Genomic DNA, 275 nt, shown 5'->3' on the forward strand with positions numbered 1-275 from the left:
GCACCCAAGAAGAAGTGCAAGGAACGAGAGTTGTTGAAGCTCGCATATTGGAAGATCAACCGACCGAAGTAGCCGTGAGCCGCCACGATGTTGTAGGTCTCTTCTTCCTGACCAAACTTGTAGCCGTAGTTCTGCGACTCGGTCTCGGTCGTCTCACGCACCAAGGAGGAAGTCACCAAGGAGCCGTGCATGGCGGAGAACAAGGAGCCACCGAACACTGCTGCCACACCCATCATGTGGAAGGGGTGCATCAAGATGTTGTGCTCAGCCTGGAA

The 275-nt window shown here is 54.9% G+C and carries 1 pseudogene; it reads right to left on the bottom strand.

The window, feature by feature from the left end:
• Positions 1-275: pseudogene (locus JUK32_RS01100) on the bottom strand (photosystem II q(b) protein); the annotation flags it as partial.

The organism is Halomicronema sp. CCY15110, assembly GCF_016888165.1.
GTDB lineage: Bacteria > Cyanobacteriota > Cyanobacteriia > Phormidesmidales > Phormidesmidaceae > Halomicronema.